Origin of the sequence: Microbacterium oryzae, from assembly GCF_009735645.1 — a bacterium.
Classification (GTDB): domain Bacteria; phylum Actinomycetota; class Actinomycetes; order Actinomycetales; family Microbacteriaceae; genus Microbacterium; species Microbacterium oryzae.
Genome location: NZ_CP032550.1, coordinates 1,056,586 through 1,072,240, shown reverse-complemented (window position 1 = coordinate 1,072,240; position 15,655 = coordinate 1,056,586). Strand labels below are relative to the sequence as shown.

General features: G+C 71.2%; 20 protein-coding genes. 14 read left to right on the top strand and 6 right to left on the bottom strand.

Annotated features, from left to right (window positions below):
• From sufC to D7D94_RS05020, 4 genes are read left to right on the top strand one after another with little or no spacing between them, the layout of a single operon-like run.
• On the top strand, positions 1–771 hold the full coding sequence (gene sufC, locus D7D94_RS05035) for a Fe-S cluster assembly ATPase SufC (protein ID WP_156241586.1): 771 nt from the start codon (positions 1–3) through the stop codon (positions 769–771).
• A 9-nt stretch (positions 772–780) separates the two neighbouring features.
• The gene (locus tag D7D94_RS05030; protein WP_156241585.1) at positions 781–1,110 is read left to right on the top strand and encodes a metal-sulfur cluster assembly factor; all 330 of its coding nucleotides are present in this window, start codon (positions 781–783) and stop codon (positions 1,108–1,110) included.
• Positions 1,111–1,164: 54 nt separating this feature from the next.
• Positions 1,165–2,319 (top strand): MalY/PatB family protein, encoded by a 1,155-nt coding sequence (locus tag D7D94_RS05025; protein ID WP_246171878.1) that lies wholly within the window; start codon positions 1,165–1,167, stop codon positions 2,317–2,319.
• On the top strand, positions 2,316–3,722 hold the full coding sequence (locus D7D94_RS05020) for an MFS transporter (protein ID WP_246171877.1): 1,407 nt from the start codon (positions 2,316–2,318) through the stop codon (positions 3,720–3,722). The genes D7D94_RS05025 and D7D94_RS05020 overlap by 4 nt, the downstream gene beginning before the upstream one ends.
• Before the next feature lie 9 nt (positions 3,723–3,731).
• Here D7D94_RS05020 and D7D94_RS05015 read toward each other — a convergent pair whose 3' ends face one another.
• Positions 3,732–4,295 carry a TetR/AcrR family transcriptional regulator gene (locus D7D94_RS05015; RefSeq protein ID WP_156241584.1) on the bottom strand — a complete coding sequence of 188 codons (564 nt, stop codon included), beginning with the start codon at positions 4,293–4,295 and terminating at the stop codon, positions 3,732–3,734.
• 56 nt (positions 4,296–4,351) lie between these two features.
• Here D7D94_RS05015 and D7D94_RS05010 point away from each other — a divergent pair, with 56 nt between their 5' ends.
• From D7D94_RS05010 to D7D94_RS04990, 5 genes are all read left to right on the top strand, one after another.
• A complete protein-coding gene (locus D7D94_RS05010; RefSeq protein WP_156241583.1) occupies positions 4,352–4,933 on the top strand; it encodes a biotin transporter BioY in 582 nt (193 codons plus the stop codon).
• Position 4,934: 1 nt separating this feature from the next.
• Positions 4,935–5,627: an energy-coupling factor ABC transporter ATP-binding protein gene (locus D7D94_RS05005; RefSeq protein WP_156241582.1), complete on the top strand. Its 693-nt coding sequence runs from the start codon at positions 4,935–4,937 to the stop codon at positions 5,625–5,627.
• Positions 5,624–6,217 (top strand): energy-coupling factor transporter transmembrane component T family protein, encoded by a 594-nt coding sequence (locus D7D94_RS05000; protein WP_156241581.1) that lies wholly within the window; start codon positions 5,624–5,626, stop codon positions 6,215–6,217. The genes D7D94_RS05005 and D7D94_RS05000 overlap by 4 nt, the downstream gene beginning before the upstream one ends.
• Before the next feature lie 139 nt (positions 6,218–6,356).
• A complete protein-coding gene (locus tag D7D94_RS04995) occupies positions 6,357–7,955 on the top strand; it encodes an ABC-F family ATP-binding cassette domain-containing protein (RefSeq protein ID WP_156241580.1) in 1,599 nt (532 codons plus the stop codon).
• 102 nt (positions 7,956–8,057) lie between these two features.
• Positions 8,058–8,594: a type 1 glutamine amidotransferase domain-containing protein gene (locus D7D94_RS04990; RefSeq protein ID WP_156241579.1), complete on the top strand. Its 537-nt coding sequence runs from the start codon at positions 8,058–8,060 to the stop codon at positions 8,592–8,594.
• A 3-nt stretch (positions 8,595–8,597) separates the two neighbouring features.
• On the opposite strand, the gene D7D94_RS04985 is transcribed toward D7D94_RS04990, so the two are convergent.
• Genes D7D94_RS04985 through D7D94_RS04975 form a run of 3 tightly spaced genes read right to left on the bottom strand, consistent with a single transcriptional unit; the run spans position 8,598 to position 10,026 of the window.
• Positions 8,598–9,428: an SURF1 family cytochrome oxidase biogenesis protein gene (locus D7D94_RS04985; protein ID WP_425486982.1), complete on the bottom strand. Its 831-nt coding sequence runs from the start codon at positions 9,426–9,428 to the stop codon at positions 8,598–8,600.
• The gene (locus D7D94_RS04980) at positions 9,425–9,655 is read right to left on the bottom strand and encodes a hypothetical protein (protein ID WP_156241578.1); all 231 of its coding nucleotides are present in this window, start codon (positions 9,653–9,655) and stop codon (positions 9,425–9,427) included. Before D7D94_RS04980 ends, D7D94_RS04985 begins: the two co-directional genes overlap by 4 nt.
• Complete coding sequence (locus D7D94_RS04975) at positions 9,652–10,026, bottom strand: DUF3099 domain-containing protein (protein ID WP_246171876.1); 375 nt, start codon at positions 10,024–10,026, stop codon at positions 9,652–9,654. Before D7D94_RS04975 ends, D7D94_RS04980 begins: the two co-directional genes overlap by 4 nt.
• A gap of 217 nt (positions 10,027–10,243) precedes the next feature.
• On the opposite strand from D7D94_RS04975, the gene D7D94_RS04970 reads away from it, so the two are divergent.
• A complete protein-coding gene (locus D7D94_RS04970; protein WP_156241577.1) occupies positions 10,244–11,512 on the top strand; it encodes an MFS transporter in 1,269 nt (422 codons plus the stop codon).
• Here the strand turns inward: D7D94_RS04970 and D7D94_RS04965 are convergent.
• Positions 11,495–12,205, bottom strand: a complete 711-nt coding sequence (locus tag D7D94_RS04965; protein ID WP_156241576.1) for an AAA family ATPase — start codon at positions 12,203–12,205, stop codon at positions 11,495–11,497. The genes D7D94_RS04970 and D7D94_RS04965 overlap by 18 nt on opposite strands.
• A gap of 117 nt (positions 12,206–12,322) precedes the next feature.
• Here D7D94_RS04965 and D7D94_RS04960 point away from each other — a divergent pair, with 117 nt between their 5' ends.
• Complete coding sequence (locus tag D7D94_RS04960; protein WP_156241575.1) at positions 12,323–13,039, top strand: aspartate/glutamate racemase family protein; 717 nt, start codon at positions 12,323–12,325, stop codon at positions 13,037–13,039.
• Positions 13,040–13,078: 39 nt separating this feature from the next.
• On the top strand, positions 13,079–13,789 hold the full coding sequence (locus D7D94_RS04955) for a beta-ketoacyl-ACP reductase (RefSeq protein WP_156241574.1): 711 nt from the start codon (positions 13,079–13,081) through the stop codon (positions 13,787–13,789).
• 3 nt (positions 13,790–13,792) lie between these two features.
• Here D7D94_RS04955 and serB read toward each other — a convergent pair whose 3' ends face one another.
• On the bottom strand, positions 13,793–14,422 hold the full coding sequence (gene serB / locus D7D94_RS04950; protein ID WP_246171875.1) for a phosphoserine phosphatase SerB: 630 nt from the start codon (positions 14,420–14,422) through the stop codon (positions 13,793–13,795).
• A gap of 64 nt (positions 14,423–14,486) precedes the next feature.
• Here serB and D7D94_RS04945 point away from each other — a divergent pair, with 64 nt between their 5' ends.
• Together D7D94_RS04945 and D7D94_RS04940 are read left to right on the top strand one after the other, a co-directional pair.
• Positions 14,487–15,284 (top strand): ABC transporter ATP-binding protein, encoded by a 798-nt coding sequence (locus D7D94_RS04945; RefSeq protein WP_156241572.1) that lies wholly within the window; start codon positions 14,487–14,489, stop codon positions 15,282–15,284.
• Positions 15,285–15,356: 72 nt separating this feature from the next.
• Complete coding sequence (locus D7D94_RS04940) at positions 15,357–15,611, top strand: type B 50S ribosomal protein L31 (RefSeq protein ID WP_156241571.1); 255 nt, start codon at positions 15,357–15,359, stop codon at positions 15,609–15,611.
• Positions 15,612–15,655 lie beyond the last annotated feature (44 nt).

Here is a 15,655-nt window from a genome sequence, read left to right as displayed (position 1 = left end):
ATGGCAGTCCTCGAGATCCGCGACCTGCACGTGACGGTCGAGACCGATGAGGGTACGACGCCGATCCTCAACGGCGTCACCCTGACCGTGAAGACGGGCGAGACCCACGCGATCATGGGCCCCAACGGCTCGGGCAAGTCGACGCTCGCGTCGACGATCGCCGGCCACCCGAAGTACAACGTCACCTCCGGCAGCATCACGCTCGACGGCGAGGACGTCCTCGCGATGTCCGTCGACGAGCGCGCGCGTGCCGGCCTCTTCCTCGCCATGCAGTACCCGGTCGAGATCCCCGGCGTCACGGTGACGAACTTCCTCCGCACCGCCAAGACCGCCATCGACGGCGAGGCCCCGGCCATCCGCACCTGGACGAAGCAGGTCAAGGAGGGCATGAAGAACCTCCGCATGGACGACAAGTTCGCCCAGCGCAACGTGAACGAGGGCTTCTCCGGCGGTGAGAAGAAGCGCCACGAGATCCTGCAGCTCGAGCTCCTCAAGCCGCAGCTGGCCATCCTCGACGAGACCGACTCCGGTCTCGACGTCGACGCGCTGAAGATCGTCTCCGAGGGTGTCAACCGCGCCAAGGAGAACACCGGCCTCGGCGTGCTGCTCATCACCCACTACACGCGCATCCTCCGCTACATCAAGCCCGACCATGTGCACGTCATGGTCAAGGGCCAGGTCGTCGAGGAGGGCGGCCCCGAGCTCGCCGAGCGTCTGGAGAACGAGGGCTACGACCGCTACTTCGCTCCCGGCGAGACGATCGAGGCGTAGGCTCCCGGCATGTCAGCCACTCTCACTCCCGAGAAGTACGACGACGTCATCGAGGCGCTCAAGGAGGTCATGGACCCCGAGCTCGGCGTCAACGTGGTCGACCTCGGGCTCATCTACGACCTCGCCTGGGATGACGAGAACGACGCCCTGGTCATCCACATGACGCTCACGAGCGCCGGCTGCCCGCTGACCGACGTGCTCGAGGAGCAGACCGCACAGGCGCTGGACGGCGTCGTGGACCGCTTCCGCATCAACTGGGTGTGGATGCCGCCGTGGGGTCCGGAGCGGATCACCGACGACGGCCGCGACATGATGCGCGCGCTCGGTTTCGCGATCTGACGACGGACGGCCCGGAGCTTCGGCTCCGGGCCGTTCCGCGTCTAGGCTCGAAGGGTGACGACGCCCCTGGAAGCCCTGCCGCTGGATCAGCTGAGAACCCGGACGAGCACGAAATGGGCCACGTACCCCGAGGACGTGCTGCCGCTGTTCGTCGCCGAGACCGACTTCGCCCTCGCTCCCGCGATCGCCGAGACGTTGATGGCCGCGGTCGAACGCGGCGACACCGGCTACGTGCCGCCGAAGACCGGCTACCCCGACGCCTTCGCGGCCTTCGCCGAGCGCCGGTTCGGGTGGCACGTCGACCCGGCCCGCGTGCGCACGACGTGCGACGTCATGATGGGCGTGGCCGAGGCCATCCGCGCGGTCGCCACAGCGGGGGAGGGCGTCATCGTCACGCCGCCGGTGTACCCGCCGTTCTTCGCCGTGCACGACGAGTCCGGCACGCACGCCGTGCGGGTTCCGCTCGCCGAGACCGAGAGCGGATGGCAGCTAGACCTGGACGGGATCGACGCGGCCTTCGCGGCCGGCGCCCGAGCCATCCTGCTCTGCAACCCGCACAACCCCACCGGCACCGTGCACTCCCGCGAGAGCCTCGCCGCCCTCGCCGAGATCGCCGCGCGGCACGGCGCCTGGGTCATCAGCGACGAGATCCACGCTCCGCTGACCCTGCCCGGCGCGGAGTTCACGCCGTTCCTCGCCGCGAGCGACACGGCGGCGGAGGTCGGCGTCGCGATCATGAGCGCGAGCAAGGCGTTCAACCTCGCCGGCCTGAAGTGCGCGCACTTCGTGACGGCATCGGACGCCGCGCAGGCGGTCGTCTCGCGCATCCCGATGGAGGTGGAGTGGCGGACCGGGCTCTTCGGCATCATGGCCGGCATCGCCGCGTTCCGGGATGGCGACAACTGGCTCGACGCGCTGCTCGCGCGGCTCGACGCGAACCGCGGTCTCCTCGTCGACCTGCTCGCCGAGCACGTGCCCGGCGCACGCTACCGGCCTGGTCAGGCCGGGTTCCTCGCGTGGGTCGACCTGCGCGAGCTCGGCTGGGGCGACGACCCGTCGCGCACCATCCTCACGGAGGCGAAGGTCGCGCTGAACCCCGGTCCGGCGTTCGGCGAGCAAGGCCGAGGCTTCGCGCGCATCAACTACGGGACGGGTCCGGAGATCCTCGAGCAGGCCGTGAGGCGCATCGGCGCGCTCGTCGCGTCGTGAGCGGGGTCGATCCGCGCGCGGCCACCACGGGGGCCGTGCCGCTTCCGCCCGCGCCCGCCGGCGGCCCGAGCATCTGGCGTCACCCGTACCTCTTCACCACGCTGGGCGCGGTCGCGCTCATCTTCCTCGCCGCGCTGCAGTCGCTGTCGGTCACGACCGTCATGCCGATCGTCGCCGCCGACCTCGACGGGGAGACGCTGTACGCGGTCGCCTTCTCCGGCACCTTCGCGACGGCGGTGATCGGGATGGTCGCCGCCGGCGCGTGGTCGGATCGCACGGGACCGGTCGCGCCGCTGTACGTCGCCGCCGTGTTCTTCGTCGCGGGGCTCGTCATCGACGCGCTCGCGGTGGACATGACGATGCTCGTCGCCGGACGCCTCATCATGGGCCTGGGATCGGGCGGGCAGGTCGTCGCGCTCTACGTCGTCGTCGCGCGCGTGTTCCCCGCCCAGGTGCAGGGCCGCGTGATGGCGGCCTTCTCGGCCGCGTGGATCGTGCCCTCGCTCATCGGGCCGCTGCTCGCCGGCGCCGTCACCGAGTACCTGCACTGGCGGTGGGTATTCGCCGGCATCGCCGCGTTCACCGTGCTCGCCTTCGGGATGATCGCGCCGAGCCTGAAGGGCATCGGCGCACCCTCGCACGAGCCGCAGGTGGGCGGCGTGGCACGTCGGCTGGCGCTGTCGGCGGTCGTGGCCGCCGCGGCCCTCGCGCTCAGCCTCTCCGGCGAGATCGAGGGCGTGCTCGGCTGGCTCGCGGCCGCCGGGTCGCTCGCGGTCATCGCCGCGGCCATCCTGCCCCTCCTTCCCGCCCGCACCATGCGGCTCGGGCGGGGCCTCCCGAGCGTCGTGGTGCTGCGCGGGCTCATCGCCGGCGCGCTGTTCGGGGCGGAGATCTACGTTCCGTACCTCCTCATCGACCGCTTCGGCTTCTCGCCCACCACCGCCGGCGCCGGGCTCACGGTCGCGGCGCTGACCTGGGCGGTGTCGGCGGAGGTGTCGGGTCGCGTGGGGGACCGGCTCGGCAACCGGCGCATCGCGTTCCTCGGTGCGGGGCTGCTGGCGGTGGCGCTCGCGGCCTGCACGCTCACGGCCGCGCTCGGCCTCCCGGCGTGGGTTCCCGTCGCGTTCTGGGGGTTCGCGGGGCTCGGGATGGGGCTCGTCTACCCGCGGCTGACGGTGCTGACCCTCGCGTACTCGTCCGCGCACAACCAGGGGTTCAACTCCTCAGCGCTGCAGATCAGCGACTCGATGGGGGCGTCGGCGACGATGGCCGTGATGGGCCTCGCCTTCACCGCGCTCGCGGGCACGGGCGCCGACTTCACGGTCGTGTTCGGCGTCGGACTGGTCCTCGCCCTGGTGGCCTTCGTGCCGGGCGCGCGTCTCGGGCACGCGCGCGAGACCTGACACCCCCGGTCAGCCGCGCGAGGCCTGACGCGCGCGGGCGACCGGCGCGCCGAGCCCGGCGAGGATGACCTCGACGCCATGACGGAAGTCGTCGTGCTCGTCGACCGGTGCGACGAGGCCCAGCTGCGCTGCCTGGAGCCGCTGCTGCGCGAGGGAGGCATGGCCGAGCACGAAGGGGACGAGGATCGCGGCGCCGCCGTCGGCCTCGTCCTGCGGCAGCGCGCGGGCGAGGGCCGCGGCGAGACGTCGACGCGGCATGTCCTCGCCGAGCGCGAGGGCCTGCGTGCTCAGCACCACCTCCGCGCCATCCCGGTGAGCGAGGAGGGCATCGCGCAGGGCGAGCGCGACGTCGGCGGGTTCCGCGTCCTCCGCCACCGCCGCCGCGCGCACGATCCGGTCGGCCACCGCCGCGAGGAGCACCTGCTTGCTCTCGAAGTGCCAGTACAGGGCGCTCGCGCGCACGTCGAGTTCGGCCGCCAGGCGCCGCATGGTGAGGTCGGCGAGCCCGTGCGCGTCGAGGATGCGCAGCGCGGCCGCGACGATGCGCTCTCGCCCCGTCGTCGACTCCGCCATGCCTCTGACTATACTGAACGGCGTTCAGGTGAACGATGTTCAGGACCGGAGGCGCCATGACCGACACCGACCGCTTCGGCGGACGCGACATCGCACGCATCGCGGTGTTCGCCGCGCTCCTCATCGCGCTGAGCGTCATGGGGCCGATCCCCGGCCCCGTCGGCGTCCCCATCACCGCGCAGACGCTCGGCGTCATGCTGGCCGGTGCCGTGCTCGGATGGCGGAACGGCGCGGCATCCGTGCTCGTCGTGCTCGCGCTCGCCGCCATCGGCCTGCCGATCCTCTCCGGCGGCAAGGGCGGCCTCGGCGTCTTCGTCGGGCCGACCGCGGGCTACCTCATCGGCTGGGTGGCGGGTGCCGCCGTGGTGGGCCTCATCGCGCACAGCGGCCGCCGGTTCACCGCGTGGCGCGTCGCCGTCGCGAACGTGGTCGGCGGCATCCTCGTCGTCTACGCCTTCGGCGTGCCTGTGCAGTCGCTCGTCATGGGGCTGCCGCTGGCCGAGACGCTGCTGTCCAGCACGCTCTTCCTCGTCGGCGATGTCCTCAAGGTCGTCGTCGCCACCCTGCTCACCGTCGTGATCCACCGCGCGTACCCGGTCGCCTTCGCGCCGCGCGGGGCGCTCGCGGCCCGCCACTGACGTGTCGGAGATCATCGAGCTCGCCGGGGTTGGGGTGACGGCGGGGGAGACGCCGATCCTCCGCGACGTCAGCGTGCGCCTGGACGCGCGCCGCATCGCCGTCATCGGCGCGAACGGCTCGGGCAAGTCGACGTTCGCGCGGCTCCTCAACGGACTGGTCGCCCCGAGCGCCGGCAGAGTCCACGTGCACGGCATGGACGTGGCGCGGCAGGCGCGCCAGGTGCGCGAGCGGGTGGGCTTCGTCTTCACGAACCCCGATGCGCAGATCCTCATGCCCACCCCCGCCGAGGACCTCGCGCTGTCGCTCAAGGGCAGCGGCCTCTCCCGCCGGGAGGTCGCCGAGCGCGTGCGTGAGGAGCTCGCCCGCCACGGTCTCGCCGCTCACGCGCACCAGCCCGCGTACAGCCTCTCCGGCGGGCAGAAGCAGCTGCTCGCGCTCGTCTCCGTGCTCATCCGCGCGCCGCGCCTGATCGTGGCCGACGAGCCGACGACCCTCCTCGATCTCGGCAACGCGCGGCGGATGGCCGATCTCCTCATCGACGGCATCGACGCGCAGGCGGTCATCGCCACGCACGATCTCGAGCTCGCCGCCCGCTGCGACGTCGCCCTGCGATTCGAGGGCGGCCGGCTGGTCGAGGTCGGCGAGCCGGGCGCGGTCATCGCGCGCTATCGCGCGGAGTTCGCCGCGCGATGATCTCCCTGTACCGACCGGGGCGGAGCCCGCTCCACCGCCTGCCCGCGGAGGCGAAGCTCATCGGGATGGCGGTGCTCGCCCTGGTGGTCTCGCTCTGGCCCCACACGCCGGTCACCGCGGTGGGCACGCTCCTCGGGGTGCTGGCGCTCTTCGCGCTCGGCGGCTTCGGCCCGCGCGAGTGGGGGCGGCAGCTCTGGGCGCTGCGCTGGATTGTCGTCTTCATGGCCGGCACGCAGCTGCTCTTCCTCGGTCCGCAGCCCGCGCTCGTCAACACCGTGCGCGTGGTCTCGGTCGTGCTGCTCGCGGGCGTGCTGACCCTCACCACCCGCAGCGAGGACATGCTCGACGTCGTCGAGCGCGCGCTGCGTCCGCTCGCGCACTTCGGCGTGGACCCGTGGCGCGTGGCGTTCACCCTGTCGCTCACGATCGCGCTCGTGCCGGTCATCGCCGACTTCGGCCGACGGGTGCGCGAGGCGCAGCGCGCGCGCGGCGTGCGGCTGGGGGTTCGGGCCGTGGTCCCCCTGCTCGTGATGTCGCTGCGTCATGCCGACGACGTCGCCGACGCGCTGAGCGCGCGCGGCATCGCCTGATGGGCCGCCTCGCGACGCGGCAGGGCAGGAGGGCCCCGCTGCCGCCATCCGCTCACAGGAGCCGGATCGGCGCCCCGGCCTATACTGGGAGGCTGGCCGTTCGGCCGTCCCACCCCCTTCCAGAGAGACTGGTGCCGCTGTGCTCGCCGTGCACGACCTCGAGATCCGCGTCGGAGCCCGACTCCTCATGTCGGGAGTGGACTTCCGCGTCGGCCCGGGTGACAAGGTCGGCCTCGTCGGCCGCAACGGCGCCGGCAAGACGACGCTGACGAAGGTGCTCGCGGGCGACCTCATCCCCGCGGACGGCACGGTCGCGAAGTCCGGGCAGATCGGCTACCTGCCCCAGGATCCGCGTTCGGGCGACCCGGAGGAGACCGCGCGCACGCGCATCCTCAACGCGCGCGACCTCGGAGACCTCGCCGCGGGCATCCGCGAATCGTCGGAGAGCATGGCGTCGGACGACCCCGCCGTGGCCGACAAGGCCATGAAGCGCTACGCGCGGCTCATGGAGCGGTTCGAGGCGCTCGGCGGGTACTCCGCCGAGGCGGAGGCCGCGTCGATCGCGCACAACCTGTCGCTGCCCGACCGCATCCTCGACCAGCAGCTGAAGACGCTCTCGGGCGGTCAGCGCCGTCGCATCGAGCTCGCCCGCATCCTCTTCTCCGACGCCGAGACGATGATCCTCGACGAGCCGACGAACCACCTCGACGCCGACAGCGTGACCTGGCTGCGGGAGTTCCTCAAGACGTACAAGGGCGGGCTCATCGTCATCAGCCACGATGTGGAGCTCGTCGGCGAGACCGTGAACCGCGTGTTCTACCTCGACGCGAACCGTCAGGTCATCGACATCTACAACATGGGCTGGAAGCACTACCAGCGCCAGCGCGTCGCGGACGAGGAACGTCGCAAGAAGGAGCGCTCGAACGCCGAGAAGAAGGCGTCGGTGCTGCAGCAGCAGGCGGCGCGCTTCGGCGCGAAGGCGTCGAAGGCCGCCGCCGCCCACCAGATGGTGGCGCGCGCGGAGAAGCTGCTCGCGGGGCTCGACGACGTGCGCCAGGAGGACCGCGTGGCGAAGCTGCGCTTCCCGAAGCCCGCGCCCTGCGGCAAGACGCCGCTCATGGCGTCGAGCCTGTCGAAGTCGTACGGGGCGCTGGAGATCTTCGCGGGCGTCGATCTCGCCATCGACCGCGGCTCCAAGGTCGTCGTGCTCGGGCTCAACGGCGCGGGCAAGACCACGCTGCTGCGCATCCTCGCCGGCGTCGACAAGAGCGACACCGGCCAGATCGAGCCCGGTCACGGCCTGAAGATCGGGTACTACGCGCAGGAGCACGAGAACCTCGACGTGAAGCGCTCGGTGCTGGAGAACATGGTCTCCGCCGCGCCGAACCTCAACGAGACCGAGGCCCGGAAGGTGCTGGGATCGTTCCTGTTCACGGGCGATGACGTGCTGAAGCCCGCCGGCGTGCTGTCGGGCGGCGAGAAGACACGTCTGTCGCTCGCGACGCTCGTGGTGTCATCGGCGAACGTGCTGCTCCTCGACGAGCCCACGAACAACCTCGACCCCGCCTCGCGCGACGAGATCCTCGGGGCGCTGTCGCACTACGAGGGCGCCGTCGTCCTGGTGTCGCACGACGAGGGCGCCGTGGAGGCGCTGAACCCCGAGCGCGTGCTGCTGCTGCCCGACGGCGTCGAGGACATCTGGAACAAGAGCTACCTCGACCTCATCACGCTCGCCTAGGCCCCGGAGTGTAGCGAACACCCCGCCGGGAGGCGAGGCGTTGCATGCGGCCGGTGATCCAATGTCGGATGGAGGCACATCCATCCGACGAAAGGACTCACCATGGCCGCATCCGGCAAGAAGGTCGCGTTCCTCCTCACGAAGGGGGTCGAGCAGGTCGAGCTCACCAGTCCGCGGGAGGCCCTCGACGGCGCCGGCGCGACGACGGTCATCGTCTCGCCCGAGTCCCCGACGCTGCAGGCGATGCAGGGCGATTGGGAGCACGGCGACGTCTTCCACGTCGACCTCTCCGTCGCCGACGCGAACCCCGCGGACTACGACGCGCTCGTCCTGCCCGGCGGCACGCTCAACGCCGACAGCCTGCGTCTCGACGAGAACGCGGTCGCGTTCGTGAAGGAGTACATCGCGTCCGGCCGTCCGGTCGCCGCGATCTGCCACGCGCCGTGGATCCTCGTGCAGGCGGGCGTCGCCTCCGGGCGCCGGCTGACGTCGTACGCCTCGCTCGAGCACGATCTCCGCAACGCCGGCGCAGACTGGGTCGACGAGGAGGTCGTCGTGGACGGCAACCTCATCACCTCGCGGAACCCGGGAGATCTCGACGCCTTCAACGGCGCGCTCCTCGAAGCGCTGGGGGAGTAGCGCTCAGCGCCCCTCGATGAGGGCGTCCTCCTCGTCGGCGTCGCGATCGCGTCGACGCCGGCGAGGAGGAGCGGGCAGCCCGAGGTCGTCGTCCTCGTCGGCCTCGTCCTCGCGGCGTGCGCGGATCTCGGTCCTGATCATGTACCCGATGAAGACGAAGCCCATGATCGCGAAGAGAATCCACTGGATCGCGTACGACAGGTGGGGCCCCGGGTCGATGTCCGGCGCTGTCACCGGATTCGGCGCCGCGGCGGCGGCAGGATCCTCCGAGACCATCAGGCCGTAGACGTCGACGATCGTCTCGTCGCCGGTCTGCGCGGCGACCGACGGCAGGTGGATGGTCGGGAGCTGCCCCTCGGGAGCGCCGCGCCCCGAGGTGGGCAGGGGCTCGCCCGGCTTGAGGCGCACGACGACGGTCGTCTCGCCCTCCGGAGCGGCGGGGACGGAGTCCGGAGCGTCCCCCTCACCCGGCGGCAGCCATCCGCGGTCGACGACGAGGATGCGGCCGTCGTCGAGAGCGAACGGCACGAGCACCTCGAACGCGCTCGTCCCGCCCTCGGCGCGGTTGCGCACGAGCAGCTGTGCGTCGGGCAGATACGAGCCGCTCATGGTCACCGGCTGCCACTCGTCCTGCGGTTCGAACGCGGCGCCCTCGGGGAGCACCTCGGTCAGCGGCAGGGGAGGCGCGTCGTAGTTCTCCTCGATGAGATGGTTGGCCGCGGCCCGCTGCTCGTTGCGCGCGAACTGCCAGTGCGACAGGTACGCGCAGGCGATCGCGAACAGGACGGCGACGAGGACGTAGACCGACCAGCGGCCGAGGCGGGAGCGGATCACGCGCGGTCACCCGCCGTGCCGACGCCCTCGACGACCTCGAGCGGGAAATCGCGGCTGGCGAGGAAATCGCGCAGATACGCCACGTGCTCGTCGCACGCGAGCCACACCTTGCGCCGGTCGGCCGTGTGGATGCGCGGGTTGCGCCACACGATGCTCCATGTCGCGCGCTCGCGGCACGCGGCGCGCGAGCACACCGGTTCGTCGAATTGCTGGCCGAAGCCGATCACGCGCGGTCGTCCCTCTCGTCGTTCTCCGCGCCATCCGCCGTCGACTCGGAGATGCGGAAGACCCCGGGCGTCGTCGGCTCCGGCTGGGTCGGCGCCGCGGGCAGAGCGGGCCGCTCCGGAGCCTGGGCGTGGGTCACCTGCGTCGACTGGGCGGCGTTCGCCACGACGACCGCGATGTACGGCAGCACGACCGCACCGAGCGCGAAGACGAAGGTGTACCAGCCGTACGGCACGACGGCCACCATCAGGACGAGGCAGAGCGTGCGCACGCCCATCGTCAGGAGGTACGTGCGCATGCGGTGCGACTCGTCGTCGCGGGGAGCGCGATCGAGAGAGGTCGCCGCCTGCGGCTGCGGCTTGCGGATCTTCACGGTGATCCCAGCCTACGTCTCGCGGGCGTGCGGGGGATGCGAAGAAGGCTCGCGTCGGACCGGATGCGTGCGGCGTCAGGTGGACGGTCTCGCGGCTGCCGGGGGCACGTCCGCCTACCGTCGAGGGATGGGTCCTCGTGACGACACGACCTGAGCGGCGCCACCGGCCATCGCGATCCTGCCTAGGCTGAAGCGGCCACGACGAACGTCCGTCGCCATGGTCATCCCGCCGGATCGAAAGGCCGTCTGCCCCGCCGTGTACTCGCTCCTCCTCGCGATCATCTACATCGCCTTCATCAGCCTCGGCCTGCCGGACTCCCTCATCGGCGCCGGATGGCCCGCCATGCACAGCGACCTCGGTGTGCCGGTCGCGTTCGCCGGCATCATCACGATGATCATCGCAAGTGGCACCATCCTCTCGAGCCTGGCATCGGAGCGCGCGACCCGTCGGTTCGGCACCGGACTCGTCACCGCGGTGAGCGTCGCGCTCACCGCGTCCGCGCTCGTCGGCTTCTCCGTGTCCGGCTCGTTCTGGATGCTGTGCCTCTGGGCCATCCCGTACGGGCTCGGCGCGGGCGCCGTCGACGCGGCGCTCAACAACTACGTCGCCCTGCACTACGCCGCGCGGCACATGAACTGGCTCCACAGCTTCTGGGGCCTCGGCGCATCCATCAGCCCGTTCATCATGAGCCACGCGCTGGCCTCCGGGCACGAGTGGTCGAGCGCCTACTGGACTGTCGGCCTCATCCAGGCCGTGCTCACGTTCGCCCTGCTCGTCACCCTGCCGCTGTGGGGCCGCGTGCACCCGGTTGCCGCGCGCGATGCCCAGGCTGCATCCGGGCAGGGGTCCGAGCACGAGCCCATCGAGCGAGCCGGCGGTCACGTCCCGCTCCTGCAGGCGCTGCGGATCCCGGGGGTCGTCCTCATCCTCACCGCCTTCTTCGCGTACTGCGCTCTCGAGAGCACCTCCATCCTGTGGGCGTCGACCTACCTCGTCGCAGATCGGGGCGTCGCGCCCGCCACGGCCGCGGCGTTCGCCTCTCTCTACCTGCTGGGCATCACCGCGGGGCGGTTCCTGGCAGGCTTCGTCGCCGATCGGATCGGCGACCGGCTGCTCATCCGCGGGGGCTTCGCGATCGTCGGGCTCGGGGCCGTGATGCTCGCCCTCCCGGTGCCGACGGACGCGATCGCGCTCGCCGGACTCGTGGTCGCAGGTCTCGGCTCCGCGCCGATCTACCCCGCGATCATCCACTCCACCCCGGTCAACTTCGGTCGCCGGAACTCGCAGGCCATCATCGGCATCCAGATGGCCGCCGCCTACACGGGCTCCACCCTCGCGCCGCCGCTGTTCGGCGCGATCTCGACGTGGACGGGCCTGTGGATCCTCCCGCTGTTCCTGCTGGTGCTGGTGGCACTCGGCCTGCTGCTGTCGGAACGACTCAACCGGCTCGTGCGTGCGCAAGCCGCGTCAGTCGAGGTGGCGTAGATAGCGTTCCGGCGCTTCGAGGAAGAGCCTCCAGTTCCGGACGAGGTCGAGGTCGTCGTACGACGACCGCCGCAGTCCCCACTCGCCCACCTCGAGGAGGTCGGCTCCGGGCAGTGCCGCCAGAATCGGGGAGTGCGTCGACAGGACGATCTGCGAGCCGCCGGCCGTCAGCTGCCGCATGATGCCGAGAAGCGCGAGGCATCCCGACAGGGACAGGGCCGACTCCGGCTCGTCGAGGACCCACAGGCCCGAGATGCGTGAGCGAGCGCTCGCGAACTCGAGGAACGCCTCACCGTGGCTCCGCTCGTGCAGGTCGCTCACCCCGAGCGTCTCCAGGTAGCTGAAGTGGCCGTGCATGGTCTCGGCCCGCAGGAACACGCCGCGTCGGGACGCGCCCGCGCCGCGGATGAGCTGCAGGTGATCGGCGAGATCGGACTCGGTGCGGCGGGTCTCGTGCCGGGCGGAGTGCGTCCCGCCCTCGGGATTGAGGCCGAAGGCGGCGGCGAGCGCCTCGACCAGAGTCGACTTCCCGGCGCCGTTGTCTCCCACCAGCACGGTGACCGGGCCGAGGTCCAGACCGGACTCCAGGATCTGCCGCACGGGCGCGAGCGTGGCAGGCCAGTGGCGCCGGTCCATCGGCGCCAGCGCGTGCTCTTCGATGCGTCGAACCGGCAGCCTGCTCAGGGCGTCCATGCCCCCCAGTCTCGCGGAGCGAGCTGTCAGCCGATCCGCTCAGCCGACACCCTCAGAAGTTTGTGATGGTGCCTCGCCGAGACATCCGCTCCACCGCGAACGCGTAACCTGTGCGGCATGAAGCGGATCGGCCTGCTCGGCGGAATGAGCTGGGAGAGCTCGGCTCTGTACTACCGCCTGATCAACGAGGGCGTGCGCGATCGTCTGGGCGGACTGCACTCCGCAGACTGCGTGATGGTCTCCGTCGACTTCGCGGCGGTCGAGCGGCTGCAGGCGTCCGGTGACTGGGATGGCGCCGGCCGGCTTCTCGCGGATGAGGCGCGGGCGCTCGTGCGCGCAGGGGCGGAGGTCGTCGTCCTCTGCACCAACACCATGCACAGGGTGGCGGAGCACATCGAGGATGCCGTCGACGTGCCGCTGCTCCACCTCGTCGACGTGACGGCCCTGGCCATCCGCCGCGCCCGCCTGACCCGAGTGGCCCTCCTCGGCACGCGCTTCACGATGGGGGAGGGGTTCTACCGAGAGCGGATGGCACGCCACGGCATCGAGACGCTGGTTCCGGATGCGGCGGGGCAGGCGCTCGTGGATCGCGTCATCTACGAAGAGCTCGTGCGGGGCGAGGTGCGCGAGGCCTCGCGCCAGGAGTACCGTCGCATCGTCGCCGCGCTCGCGGCAGACGGCGCGGAGGGCGTCATCCTCGGGTGCACCGAGATCGAGCTGCTCATCGGAGAGAGCGACAGCCCGGTGCCGGTGTTCGCCTCCACCGCTCTGCACGCCGGGGCCGCCGTCGACGCCGCGCTCGAGGTCGACGCGGCTCCCGCAGCACCCGCATAAGCTGGTGCGGTTCCTCCCGCCCAGAAACGGAGTCCTGCTGTGAGCACTGATCGCGTCGTCCTCGTCACCGGCGGCAACCGCGGCATCGGCCGCGCCATCGCCGAGCGCTTCGTCTCCGACGGCTACCGCGTCGCCGTCACCGCCCGCAGCGGCGAGGGCCCCGAGGGCACGCTGACGGTCCGCGCCGACGTGACGGACTCGGCATCGCTCGACGCGGCATTCACGGAGGTCGAGGAGAAGCTCGGCAACGTCGAGATCCTCGTCGCGAACGCCGGCATCACGAAGGACACGCTCATGCTCCGCATGAGCGAGGACGACTTCGACGCCGTCGTGAACACCAACCTCGGCGGCTCGTTCCGCGTCGTCAAGCGCGCGCTGAAGGGGATGATCCGCGCACGCTTCGGGCGCGTCATCCTCATCTCGAGCGTGGTCGGGCTCTACGGCTCCGCCGGCCAGGTGAACTACGCGTCGTCGAAGAGCGCGCTGGTCGGGTTCGCCCGCTCGCTCACGCGGGAGCTCGGCGCGCGCGGCATCACCTCGAACGTCGTCGCCCCCGGATTCATCGAGACCGACATGACGGCCGAGCTCCCCGAGGCGACCCAGGCTGAGTACCGGAAGGCGATCCCCGCCGGCCGGTACGGCAAGCCCGAGGAGGTCGCCGGCGTGACCGCGTGGCTCGCCTCGGACGACGCCGCGTACATCTCCGGCGCCGTCATCCCCGTCGACGGCGGCCTCGGGATGGGGCACTGACCGCTACGGAAGCAGCCGGATGACCTCGCGCAGGTCGACCGGGCCGACCGCCAGGGGAGCGGCCTGACGCACGGCGGGCTTGGCGTTGAAGGCGATGCCGAGACCCGCCGCCGCGATCATCTTCAGGTCGTTCGCGCCATCCCCGATGGCGATCGTGCGATGCGCGGCGACGCCGTGCGCGTGTGCCCACTCCCGCAGCGACTCGGCCTTCGCGGCGGCGTCGACGATCGGTCCGTCGACCTCGCCGGTGAGCACCCCGTCCTGTGCGCGCAGCCGGTTCGCACGCCACACGTCGACGCCGAGGTCGGGAGCGACGGTGTCGAGGATCTCGTGGAATCCGCCGGAGACGACCCCGACCATCCCGCCGCGCTCGTGCACCGCGGCGACCAGCTCGTGGACGCCGGGGGTGGGCTCGATGCGGGCGAGGACGCGCGCGAACGAGGCGACGGGCACACCGGCGAGAGCCTTCACGCGCGAGCGGAGGCTCTCGGCGAAGTCCACCTCGCCGCGCATGGCGGCCTCGGTGGCCGCGGCGACCTCCGGGCCCCGCCCTGCCTCGTCGGCGATCAGTTCGATGACCTCGTTGCGGATGAGGGTGGAATCGGCGTCGAGCACGACGAGAAAGCGAGTCACGAGGAACGAGGGTAGCGGGCGCGCCCCGGCCGGGCCGCCGCGAGGGGATCGGTAGGCTGGGATCATGCTTCCCGTGCTCTCGTTCGACGGCGTCGTGGTGCGCCGCAATGGTCGCAACATCGTCGATGGCCTCAGCTGGACCGTGAACGACGACGAGCGGTGGGTCGTGCTCGGCCCGAACGGCGCCGGCAAGACCACCCTGCTGCAGATGGCTGACGCGTACCTCTACCCGACCACCGGCACCGTCGACGTGCTCGGCGAGCGGCTCGGCCGCACCGACGTGTTCGAGCTGCGCCCGCGCATCGGCTTCGCCTCGAGCGCCATGGCCAAGCGCATCCCGGCCGACGAGACGGTGCTGAACACCGTGCTCACCGCCGCGTACTCGGTCACCGGGCGTTGGAACGAGGAGTACGAGGGCATCGACGAGCGTCGCGCTCACCGCGTGCTGGAGGAGTGGCGCCTCGAGCACCTCGCGGACCGCGAGTTCGGCACGCTGAGCGACGGCGAGCAGAAGCGCGTGCAGATCGCCCGTGCGATCATGACCGACCCCGAGCTGCTGCTCCTCGACGAGCCGACCGCCAGCCTCGACCTCGGCGCCCGCGAGGTGCTGCTCGAGCTGCTCAGCGGCTACGCGACCGCACCGGAGACCCCCGCCATGGTGATGGTGACGCATCACGTGGAGGAGATCCCGGTGGGCTTCACGCACGTGCTGCTGCTGCGCGACGGCAAGCCCGTCGCCGCCGGCCCGCTCGCCGAGGCCCTCACGGCCGAGAACCTCACCGAGACGTTCGGACTCCCGATCACGCTGACGGAGGAGGGTGGCCGCTACGCCGCCCGCGCCGTGGCGGCCTCCGGCGTCTGATAAGCTTGGGCTTTGGTGCTTCTGCGCCCGCAGACTTTCTCATCCGATCGACTCGATCCCGCAAGGACAACCATGAAGACTGACATCCACCCGACGTACCAGCCGATCGTCTTCCGCGACCTCGGCTCGGGCGAGACCTTCCTCACCCGCTCCACCGCCACGAGCAACAAGACGATCGAGCTCGACGGCGTCGAGTACCCGGTCATCGACGTGGAGATCTCGTCGGCGTCGCACCCGTTCTACACGGGCAAGCAGCGCATCATGGACTCGGCCGGCCGCGTCGAGAAGTTCAACCAGCGCTTCAAGGGCTTCGGCGGCTCCAAGTAATCGTCGAGCTCCACACGGAAGGCCCCGCTTCGGCGGGGCCTTCC